The organism is uncultured Anaerotruncus sp., assembly GCF_902490045.1.
Lineage (GTDB): Bacteria > Bacillota > Clostridia > Oscillospirales > Ruminococcaceae > Anaerotruncus.
Window position 1 is genome coordinate 1 of record NZ_CABUCJ010000084.1, and the last position, 10,669, is coordinate 10,669.

Below are 10,669 nucleotides of genomic sequence, written 5' to 3' on the forward strand. Positions count from 1 at the left end.
CCGTCCGCGGGGGGCTTCTTTCTTTTCTCTTGCAAAAGAAAGAAGCAAAGAAAATGCGCTTAAAGGATCAGGGCGTTCCGCGCCCGCGGGCGCGGCGGGGGCTCCGCCCCGCGGCCCCGCAGCTTTTGAAAAAGCTGGCAAAACGTTTGGGTGGGGGGTCGGAACGAACATTCACGAGAGGCGCTTACGGGAGGGACAGGGGCGCGCCTGAACCGGAAGCGTTGAAGGGTGCCGGGGGACTTTCTAAAATGGTGTCCGGCCATGGTTTGGGAAAACTGGCGCTTGGAACGAACACTCACGGGAGGCGGCTGTGGGTGCGCCGGGGATACGCCTGAATCAGAAGCTTTGAAGGGGTCCCGGGGAAACTTTCTCGAAAGTTTCCCCGGGTCACTTCGTCAGTGTGCCTTCGGGCGTCTCCAAAAGCAGCAGGATCTGTTCCTCCGCGCCGGTGGAGGCGTTGATATAGACGAGAACCTTCTGCGCGTCCGCGTCCTCCCCGGCCCGGGCCTGGAACTCATAGGTGAGGACCTCGTTCTGGCCGCTGGTGGGGATGAGCGCGAGCCGCTCGGAGAGCACGGTCAGCGAGGGGTTCACCGACTGGAGGGCCTGCTCGGCGGTGATGGCGGGATCGTCCAGCACACGGTCGCGGTGGTTGTTGATATACCCGCGCGCGTCGTAGAAAACGACGCTGCCGTCGTCGAGCGCGACGCCGACCTTGACCAGATCGGTGTAGAGGATGACGTTGCCGCTTGTGGCGGCATAGTTGATCGTGCAGACGCCGTCCGCCTTCTCATAGTAGGTGGCGCGCATGTTCTCATAGCCGAGCGAGGTGAGGTAGTCCTCCCCAAAGCGGAAGATCGCGTCGTTGCGCAGGCGTTCCTCACCGATCTCGCGGCCGTTGATGAGGTAGGTCACGAGCCCGCCCGCCTTGGTCACGCCGATGCTCAGGTTTTCCGCCTTGAAGGTATAGGAGGGCATATTGGAATTTTCGTCGTCCGCGCGGGTGAGGTCGCCGGGGTTGAGGCGGGCGGCCGAAGCCGCGGCCTGCTGGGCCGCGTCGGGGGTGACGGCCGGGCGCCCGTAGGTGAGGCGTGGCCGCCGGGTGAGCAGGTGGTCGGAGAAGGGTCCGTCATAGATGAGGGTGGGGTAGCCGGTCATCGTCTGTTCGACGTCCTCGAACCCGGCGGATACGCCCGTCGGCTGGGTGCCCTCGGTATCGTCACCGCCATGGCGCGCGGTGCGCAGGGCGGCCACGTCGATACGGCCCTCCCGCACCTGCCGTTCGACCCCGCCGACATAGTCGTTGAGCTTGGCGGCGTATTCGCGCAGCGCCTCCGCGTTCTGCCGGTCCTCCTCGGAAAGCTGCGCGCCGGCCGCCACCTTTTTGGAGAGCGCCATTGCGTAATCGCCCACCTGCGACAGGAACTTATAGGTGTTGTCCATATGCAGGTCGCTCACCGGCAGGGCGGAGAGGGCGGATTTCGCGCCGCCGCTCTCCCGCCAGACGCGCGCGGCCATCTGGGAGAGCTGGGTGGGCGTGCCGACGTACTGTCCCTTTTCCAGATCGGCGGAGATGTTCGCGAGATAGCTCGACAGCTCGCCGAGCGCGCGGGCATAGGTGTTCTCGAGCTGGAGGCGGTAGTCGCGCGCGGCGGCGCGCTGCTGCACGGCGAACCCGATCGCCGCCAGCAGGACGACTGCCAGAAAACTGATGATGCGGATGAGGGCCCGCTTGGAGAGGGCGACGTTCATGTAGGTACCTCCCGGAAAAATGTTGAAATTCGGATATACACACTGTTATTTTGTGAACAAATATTGAAAATATGAGAATTTTGGGGGACATTCGTTGAAAAAAATGTGGGATTGCGGTATACTGAAACGGATAATAGGGCGGTATGCGCCTTGGCAGAGATGGGAGCAGGAATTCGATGGAACAAAAAACGGCATATCTGGATAACGCGGCGACCACGCGCGCCTGTCCGGCGGCGGTGGAAGCGGCGGCGCGGATGATGCGGGACTGCTTCGGGAACCCCTCCTCTCTGCACGCGATGGGGCTCGCCTCGGCGCGGGAGATGGCCGCGGCGCGGGAGGCGGTCGCGGCGCTGCTGGGGTGCCAGCCCGAGTGCGTGACCTTCACCTCGGGGGGCAGCGAGGCCAACAACCTCGCGGTCTTCGGCGGTGCGGCGGCGCGCGCGCGGCGGGGCAGAAAGCTCGTCACCACAGCGGCGGAGCACGCCTCCGTCTCGGCGGCGATGCGGCGGCTCGAGGCGGAGGGCTGGGAGGTCGCGTATGTGAAGCCCGGCCCCGATGGGAAGCTCGACGCCGAGGCGTTCGCCGCCGCGGTGGACGAGCGGACGGCGCTCGTCAGCATGATGCTCGTCAACAACGAGACGGGCGCGATCTTCCCGGTGGCGGAGGCCGCGAAGCTCATCCGCCGCAAAAACCCCGAGACGCTCATCCACTGCGACGGGGTGCAGGCGTTTGGCAAGCTGCCGCTGCGCGTCTCCCGCATGGAAATCGACCTGATGAGCGTGAGCGGGCACAAAATCTGCGGGCCCAAGGGGTCCGGGGCGCTCTATATCCGGCGCGGCGTGCGCGTTCTGCCGCAGATCTGCGGCGGGGGACAGGAGCGGGGGCTGCGCTCGGGAACCGAGAACCTCCCGGCGATCGCCGGGTTCGGCGCGGCGTGCGCCGCGCTCGCGGGGAAGGTGCAGCAGAATTACGCGCACGCCGAACGGCTGCGGGACCGCCTGCGGGAACAGCTTTCGGAAATGAGCGGGGTGCGCCTTAACTCCCCGGCGGACGGCTCCCCCTACATCGTGAATTTTTCCGTGCCCGGTTACCGCTCGGAGACGGTGCTCCACTTCCTCGAAAGCCGGGGGGTCTTTGTTTCGAGCGGATCGGCCTGCTCGAAGGGGGCCGTGAGCCCCGTACTCCAGTCGATGGGGCTGCCCGCCCCGGTGGTGGACGGCGCGCTGCGCGCGAGCTTCATCTACGGGACGGAGGAGGCGGAGCTGGACATGCTGGTTACGGCCCTCCGCGAAGGAATCGCCAAAGTGGCGCACAAATAACAGGATGGGACAGGGAAACGAATGAAGGAACTGATACTGCTCAAATGCGGCGAGCTGGCGCTCAAGGGGCTCAACCGCCGCACCTTTGAGGAAGTGCTGATGAAAAACTGCCGGCGCAGGCTGGAGACGCTCGGAAACTTCAAGATCCGCAGCGCGCAGTCGACGGTCTACGTCGAGCCGGAAAACGAAGAGATCGACATCGACGAGGCGGTCGACCGCCTTTCGCGCGTCTTCGGCGTGGCCGCGCTTACCCGCGCGGCGATCGTCGAGAAGGACTTTGCAAAAATCCGCGCGGCGGCGCCCGGCTATCTGCGGGACGCGCTCGAGGGGGCGCGGACCTTTAAGGTGGAGGCCAAGCGGTCGGACAAGACCTTCCCGATGAAATCGCCCGAAATCTGCATGGAGATGGGGGCCGCGCTGCTCGAGGCGTACCCCCGCCTCACGGTGGACGTGCACCGCCCCGACGTGACCGTCTACGTGGAAATCCGCGAGGTGGCGGCCTACCTGCACACCGACCAGATCCACGGCGCGGGAGGGCTCCCGGTCGGCACGAGCGGGCGGGCGATGCTGCTGATCTCCGGCGGCATCGACAGCCCGGTGGCGGGCTGGATGATGGCCAAGCGCGGGCTGGAAGTCATGGCCGTGCACTTTGTGAGCCCGCCCTACACGAGCGAATTCGCGCTCGAAAAGGTGCGCACTCTCTGCAAAAAGATGTCCGCCTGGTGCGGGCGGGTGCGGCTGGCGGTCGTGCCCTTCACCGAGATCCAGGAGGCCATCCGGGACAACTGCCCCGAGGACATCTTCACCGTCGTGATGCGGCGGATGATGATGAAGATCGCCGCGCGCATCGCCCGTGAAAACGGCTGCGGCGCGCTCATCACGGGGGAGAGCCTCGCGCAGGTGGCCAGCCAGACGCTCGACGCGCTCGCCTGCACCGACGTGGCGAGCGACCTGCCGGTGCTGCGCCCGGTGATCGGCATGGACAAGGACGAGATTGTGAAGATCGCCAACAGGATCGACACGTTTGAAACCTCGATCCTGCCCTACGAGGACTGCTGCACCGTCTTCACCCCCCGGCATCCCAGGACAAAACCCCGCCTCGGCTACGTTCTGGAGGCGGAGAGCCGTCTGGACGCGGAGGCGATGCTCGCGTGTGCGACGGAAAACACGCGGATGGAAACGATCGGCTGAAACGCCGCACACCAAGAAGAAGGAGGGTTTTGCTTGATCGCTGAGATTATCGGCGTCGGCGCCGCCCTTGCCGAGGACGGCGCGCTGGCGGCAAACACCCGGCTGCTCGAAAAGGAGCTCGGAACCTGCGGGATCGAGGTGGGAGCCGCCTCCGCCGTGGGGACCAGCGTGCAGGGCCTGCGCGCGGCGATCGCGCGCGCGCTCGGGCGCAGCGACGTGGTCATCCTGATGGGCGGGCTCGGCCCCGGCCCGGACGGCATCTCGAAGGAGACCGTCTGCGAGGGGCTCTCCCGCCGGCTTGTCATACATGAGCCGAGCCTCAAACGAATGAAGGAGGCCTATGAGCGCGCCGGGCGGCAGATGCCCCAGCAGGTCGCCAGGCTCGCGATGATGCCCGAGCAGTCGGTGGTCTTCCCCGGCGTGCGCGGGGTCACCCCCGGGTGCGCGCTGTCGGCGGGCAACCAGTTTCTGCTGATGGTGCCCGAGGACCCGCGGGAGTTCGTCCCGATGTTCCAGCACAGCGTCATGCCCTATCTCGCGAAATTTTCCGACGCCGCCGTCGTGACCCGCACGGTGGGCGTCTACGGCCCCGATGAAAAGGAGATGCGCGAAAAGCTCGGCCCCATCCTGCGCTCGCAGAACCCGGCCGTCGCCGTCTATCCCCGCCGGGGCGAGTTCCAGGTGCGCGTCACGGCGCGCGCCGCCGACAAGGCGCAGGCCTCGGCCATCTGCGCGCCCGTCGTGAAGGAGATCGAAAAGCGCCTCGGGGAGGCGGTCTACGGCGTCGACTGCGGGCCTCTCCCGCAGGTCGCGGCCGCGCTGCTGGCCGGGGCGAAGCTCACCGTCAGCCTCGGCGAGGCGTGCACTGGCGGGTCGCTCGGGGAATTGCTCTCCACAGCGCCCGGCGGCGCGGGAACGGTCGCGTACGGCGTCTCCGCCTACTCCGACCGCATCAAGCAGGATTCCCTCGGCGTGCCCGCCAAGCTCCTCAAAAAATACGGCCCCGTAAGCCCCCAGACGGCCGCCGCCATGGCGCAGGGCGCGATGGAGAAGGGGAAATCCCCCCTCGGGCTGGCGGTCACCGGGAACGCCGGCGGGCGCGGTGAGGACGCGAAGCGGACGGGCGCCGTCCACATCGCCCTCTGCGACGCGAAGGAGGTCTGGACCCGGAGCCTCTCGCTCCCCAAGGACACCGCGCCCGAGGCGATCCGCTACGCCGCCTGCCTGGCCGCGCTCGACCTTCTGCGGCTGTACATAACCGCCCTGCCGGGAAGGCTTCCGGGCGGCGCGCCGCTGGGGGACGCGGCGGCGGGCAGGCTGCCCGCGCCGGCGGCGGCCGGCGCGAAGGGGGAGGGCCCCGGCGTGCAGAAGAAGAAACGCGGCTTTCTGGCGGCGGTCTTCCCGGCCAGGGGGGACGCCCCCGCCGACGTGGTGCGCAAGCTCATCCTCATCGTGGCGGTCTGCGTCTTCATCGGTTCGGCGGCCTACCTCGTCAGCTTCTACGGCGGCTCGGCCAAGAACCGCAGCCAGAACGAGGAGATCGCCAAGGCGTACAGCGCCGCGCTCGGCATCGAGGACGACGGCAGCATCGAGGTGCCCGACGGCTATCCCGCCGGATACCAGAAGAAGTTCGCCAACCTCTACAAGATCAACGAGGACGTGGCGGGGTGGCTTTCGATCGACGGCACCCAGGTCAACTACCCGGTGGTGCACTACATCGACAACAGCTACTACCTGCGCCGCGACTTCTACCGCAAGGACAACAAATACGGCATCCCCTGGCTCGAGGCGAACGACTCGATGGAGCCGCAGAGCGACAACTACATCATCTACGGCCACAACATGACCGACGGGCAGATGTTCGGCGAGCTGATGAAGTACAAGGGCGCGAGCGGGACCAAGGATTTCGCCAATCCCACGGCGGGCATCGAGTACCTGCGGGAGCACCCGGTCATCTCGTTCGACGACGTCTACCGGGACAACGACTACAAGATCGTGGCCGTCTTCATCACCAACGCCAAGGAGGCCTACGGCCCGATCTTCTACTACAACACCTATCTGGAGCTCGGCGACCAGGCGTCCTTCAACACCTTCGTCGACGAGATCACCAGCCGTTCCTACTACAATTCCGACGTCGACATCCAGTTCGGCGACAAGTTCCTCATGCTCTCCACCTGTTCCTATGAGTTCGGGCCCGTCTCGGACGACGCGCATGTGCGCACCGTCGTCGTCGGGCGGCGGGTGCGTGACGGGGAGAAGGCGGACGGCAGCGGCATCACCTACAGCGTCAACCAGAACGTCAGGCTGCCCGCGGGCTTCGCGGGCGGGCAGGCGACCGCCGAGGCGGTCAAGAACGCCAAGACCGAGTCTGCGGCGGGTCTCGTGCCCGAGCTGCCGGGCGCGTCCTCGGCGGCCGGTTCCGGCGCGTCGAGCGCCGCGGCCGGATCCTCTTCGGCGGCGTCTTCCTCCTCCTCGCAGAGCGCGGCGCAGAAGGAGTACGACGACAGGGCGCTCGGCTATGCCGACGACGCGCAGTACGCGCTGGAAAAGGCGCGCGAGGCGCGCGACGAGGCGCAGGGCTATCTGGACAGGGCCGGGCGCGGCTCGGCGAGCGCCTCCGACGCGCGCAGCGCGGCGGACAAGGCCGCACAGGCGATGGACCGCGCGAAGGAGGCCTATTACGACGCGCTCGACGCGTCCGACCTCGCGCGGGAGGTTTACGAGAAGCATCCGTCCGGCGTGACCAAGCAGGCGTACCAGGACGCGCTGGCGGCGGCCAATTCGGCCAAGAGGGAATTTGAAAAGGCGGAGCAGTACGCCGGCGAGGCGGAGAGCATCGCGCGCGACAAGGAGAAGGCTTCCGCCTCGTCGAGCAGCAGCACGGCGAGCACGGTGACGCCGCCCGCGTCGAGCGAGACCGCGCCGCCCCCGGCGAGCAGCGAGGCTGCGCCTCCGCCCGCCTCGAGCGAGACGGCGGCCTCCTCGGAGGCGCCGCCGCCCAGCGAGCCGGAGCCGGAGCCCGAACCCACCCCCGAGAGCAGCCAGCCGGTCGAGGAGACGGGCGGCGGCGAGGGCGGCGAAGGGGAGACGCAGGTCGCGGCCGCGACGGTGCGCAGCTCCGCCAACGACAAGCTCACGATCGTCACGGGAGGCAAAAAGACGACCGGGCGCGCGACGGACATCGTCGCGCGGGTCGTCATGAACGAGATGGGCGCGGGCTTTGAGGAGGAGGCGATCAAGGCGCAGGCGGTCGCCGCCTACACCTTCATCAAGCAGCAGAACAAGAGCGGCGTCACCCCCTCCCTCGGTACCAAGGCGCCGAGCGACGCGGTGTACGACGCGGTCGAGGAGGTCGCGGGCGAGGCGGTCTACTACAATAACAAGCTCGCCTTCACCCCCTTCTACGCGACCTCGGCGGGCGTGACCATCGCCTCGGAGGACGTGTGGGGAGGCAGCTACCCCTATCTCGTGTCGGTCGACAGCGAGATCGACGAGCTGGCCAGAAACTATGAGGTCAGCGTCAAGCTGAGCGCGGACGCCGTCGCCAAAAAGGTGAAGAGCGCCCTCAAGATCGACCTCTACGACTACAGCGACGACCCGGACGACTGGTTCGACATCGAGGACTACACCGACGGCGGCATGTACGTCAAGTCGGTGCGGGTGGGGAAAAAGACGGTGACCGGCAGGGTGCTGCGGGAAAATGTGCTCGGCCTGCGCTCCGCCGCCTTCGAGATCGACTATTCCTCCCGCCGCGACGAGTTCACCTTCACGACCTACGGCTACGGCCACGGGGTCGGCATGAGCCAGACGGGCGCCAACCTCTACGCCGCCGAGGAGGGCTGGGACTACATCGACATCCTCAAGCACTACTACCCGGGCACCAAGGTCAAATAGGCCGGGCCCCCGGAAAAGGCGGGCCGCCGGGCGGCGGCCTGCTTTTTCGGGATAATCCGGACGTTTTTATAAATTTCCCCCTCCACAATCCACGGGGAATGTGCTATAATTTAGAATTGTAACTGGACTGTTTGAGGCGGCGGGGCCGCCGGGAGAACGATAAAGAGGATAAAGAGGGTTTTCTATGAATCTGCTCAAAAAATTTCTGCGCGGGGTTTACTATTTCTGCGTGGGCGTCAAGACGGCCGTGTGTGACTTCCTGGACTGGTACACCAACAACCGGAGCATCCCCCGCGTGCTGCGCAGCCGCGCTTCCCTCGCGGTGATCGTGCTGGCGGTGGCGGCCGGGGGCTGGGGCCTCGTCTCGGCGGTATCCGGCATGGACCTCACCCGGAGGGAGCCCGTCTCCCCGAGTTCCTCCGCGCAGGAGGAGCAGAATTCGCAGCCGCAGCCGCCCGTCTCTGAGGCGGAACCGGTCTCCGCGCCGGAGGAGCCGGCGGAAAGCAGCCAGCCGGAGGTGGACGCGCTGGCCGGCGCGACCCGCTACGAGCCGGTGACGGCGGTGCAGCTCTCCCGCCTGCTCAAATCCCGCGCCGAAGCCTATGAGAAGGAGGAGGGCGCGACCTTCACGCCGCCCGCCGCGGGGGACATCGCCGGGTGGAAGGCGGTCAACCCCGACGTGTTCGGCTGGATCACCATCGCGAACACCAACATCAGCTATCCGCTCGTCTACAACGCGAACACCAATTTCTACACCAGCCGCGGCTACTATAAAGAGGCGAGCCGCAACGGCGTCATCTGGGCGGACGGCGACACCAAATTCGACGCGAACGGCGAGATCACCTCGCGCAACTGCGTGCTCTACGGGCACAACTGGACCAACTGCTGGCGGCCGGTGCGCATCGGCAATCCGGGCGACGTGATGTTCGCCCAGCTCGCCGCCTACGACAACGCCGAATTCGCCAGGGCGAACCCCTACATCCGTGTCGCCACGCTCGGCGGAGACCACCTCTACCAGGTGTTCACCGTCTTCTACACCGACCTGAGCTTCGGCTACAACTACGCGGACGGCGCGGTCGTCAACCAGATCATCTCGACCGCCAAGGCGAAGAGCATCCATGACTTCGGCGTCACGGTCGGCCCGAACGACAAGATCATCACCCTCTCCACCTGCACGCGGGTGCTCGGCGCGGGTGACAACCAGCGGTTCGTCGTCATGGCCAAGAAGATATCCTGACGGACAACGCGAAACGGCCCTCCATGGAGGGCCGTTTTTTGAAGGAGGCACACTTTTGTGAAAGACCTGCTCTTTTCCATCCTGCGCCCCTTTCTCGAGGCGTACGCGATGCTGCGGTACAAGTCGATCTGGGGGCTCAAGGCGCGTCTGCGAGAGCGCCCCGGCAAGCTGATGAAGCTCACCTACGGGAACTATTTCCTGCGGCGGGGCAGCTTTGTGGGGCTGGACAGCGAGTTCAGCGGGACGCCCTGCTTCCCGCACGGCGTGCAGGGGATTTTCATCTCGAACGGCGCGAGGCTCGGGCGGGACGTGGTCATCTTCCAGCAGGTGACGATCGGCTCCAACACCCTGCCCGACAGCAAGTCCCCCGGCGCGCCCACGATCGGCGACAACGTCTACATCGGCGCGGGCGCCAAGATCGTCGGCGGGATCACCGTTGGGGACAACTGCCGCATCGGGGCGAACGCGGTGGTCTACGAGGATATGCCCGCGAATTCGGTCGCGGTCTGCGCCCCGACCCGCATCCTCCAAAAGGAGGCGCTCGACAACACCTACACCACGACGCTCGACGGGGTGGCCTACTATTTCCGGGACGGAAAGCTGCACGTCGACCGCTGAAAGGTCATAAGGCCCGCGCGTAAGCGCGGGCCTTTTATTGCGTCTTTGCGCGCCTCCAGGGCGGACCGTCCCGGGTCAGGCCTCCCGCTGATCGACCAGCAGGTCGATGAAGCCGTTTACCAGACGGCGCTCGGCGGGGGTGCAGCCCTCCAGCTTGCGCAGGATGTCGCTGTTCAGGTAGTTCTGCTCATGCGTGCTCGTGCCGAGCAGGAGCTCGTCGGGCGTCACGTCCAGCGCGCCGCACAGCTTGACGACCGTTTCGAGGCTGGGGATCGAACGGCAGTTTTCGATGTGCGAGACGTAGTTGTTGGTGACGTCCGCGCGCTCCGCGAGCTGTTCCTGCGTAAGGCCCCTGCGGCGGCGCAGATAGGCGATCCGCCTGCCGAGCAGGCTGTAATCCACATACATTCTTTCCGCTTCCCTCCCTGCGCGCCCGTGTCCGGACGCGCCTATAATAAAAGGATAATGAAAAGCGCGCCAAAGAACACTCATTATAAATCCTAAAGTACTTGTATTTATAATTATGTTGCGTTATAATACGATTATACTTTGCGTGATTGTTGAGGTGGGGATATGCGGAGGTCCGGTTCGGCGGCGGCAGGCCTGCTCCTGGCGGCGATGCTCTTCGCCGCCGGGTGCGGTCCCGCGGCCACCGGGG

Annotated in this window: 7 protein-coding genes; 5 read left to right on the top strand and 2 right to left on the bottom strand. The window is 66.0% G+C overall.

The annotated features are described in order from the left end of the window. Positions 1-387 precede the first annotated feature (387 nt). A complete protein-coding gene (gene ypeB, locus RDM88_RS09150; RefSeq protein WP_308754546.1) occupies positions 388-1,752 on the bottom strand; it encodes a germination protein YpeB in 1,365 nt (454 codons plus the stop codon). A 176-nt stretch (positions 1,753-1,928) separates the two neighbouring features. Between ypeB and RDM88_RS09155 the strand changes: the two genes are divergently transcribed. From RDM88_RS09155 to RDM88_RS09175, 5 genes are all read left to right on the top strand, one after another. Then, complete coding sequence (locus tag RDM88_RS09155) at positions 1,929-3,071, top strand: cysteine desulfurase family protein (RefSeq protein ID WP_308754547.1); 1,143 nt, start codon at positions 1,929-1,931, stop codon at positions 3,069-3,071. 21 nt (positions 3,072-3,092) lie between these two features. Beyond that, positions 3,093-4,262 carry a tRNA uracil 4-sulfurtransferase ThiI gene (gene thiI / locus RDM88_RS09160; protein WP_308754548.1) on the top strand — a complete coding sequence of 390 codons (1,170 nt, stop codon included), beginning with the start codon at positions 3,093-3,095 and terminating at the stop codon, positions 4,260-4,262. 33 nt (positions 4,263-4,295) lie between these two features. Then, positions 4,296-8,156: a nicotinamide-nucleotide amidohydrolase family protein gene (locus RDM88_RS09165; protein ID WP_308754549.1), complete on the top strand. Its 3,861-nt coding sequence runs from the start codon at positions 4,296-4,298 to the stop codon at positions 8,154-8,156. A 184-nt stretch (positions 8,157-8,340) separates the two neighbouring features. After that, a complete protein-coding gene (locus RDM88_RS09170) occupies positions 8,341-9,393 on the top strand; it encodes a sortase domain-bontaining protein (RefSeq protein WP_308754550.1) in 1,053 nt (350 codons plus the stop codon). 57 nt (positions 9,394-9,450) lie between these two features. After that, complete coding sequence (locus tag RDM88_RS09175) at positions 9,451-10,011, top strand: serine acetyltransferase (protein ID WP_308754551.1); 561 nt, start codon at positions 9,451-9,453, stop codon at positions 10,009-10,011. 75 nt (positions 10,012-10,086) lie between these two features. Here the strand turns inward: RDM88_RS09175 and RDM88_RS09180 are convergent, their stop codons facing one another. Further along, positions 10,087-10,419 carry a helix-turn-helix transcriptional regulator gene (locus RDM88_RS09180; protein ID WP_308754552.1) on the bottom strand — a complete coding sequence of 111 codons (333 nt, stop codon included), beginning with the start codon at positions 10,417-10,419 and terminating at the stop codon, positions 10,087-10,089. Between the last annotated feature and the right edge of the window lie 250 nt (positions 10,420-10,669).

Excerpts from the sequence above, each read along its gene's own strand:
- ypeB (WP_308754546.1), bottom strand. The coding sequence starts at position 1,752 with ATGAACGTCGCCCTCTCCAAGCGGGCCCTCATCCGCATCATCAGTTTT.
- RDM88_RS09155 (WP_308754547.1), top strand. The coding sequence starts at position 1,929 with ATGGAACAAAAAACGGCATATCTGGATAACGCGGCGACCACGCGCGCC.
- thiI (WP_308754548.1), top strand. The coding sequence starts at position 3,093 with ATGAAGGAACTGATACTGCTCAAATGCGGCGAGCTGGCGCTCAAGGGG.
- RDM88_RS09170 (WP_308754550.1), top strand. The coding sequence starts at position 8,341 with ATGAATCTGCTCAAAAAATTTCTGCGCGGGGTTTACTATTTCTGCGTG.
- RDM88_RS09180 (WP_308754552.1), bottom strand. The coding sequence starts at position 10,419 with ATGTATGTGGATTACAGCCTGCTCGGCAGGCGGATCGCCTATCTGCGC.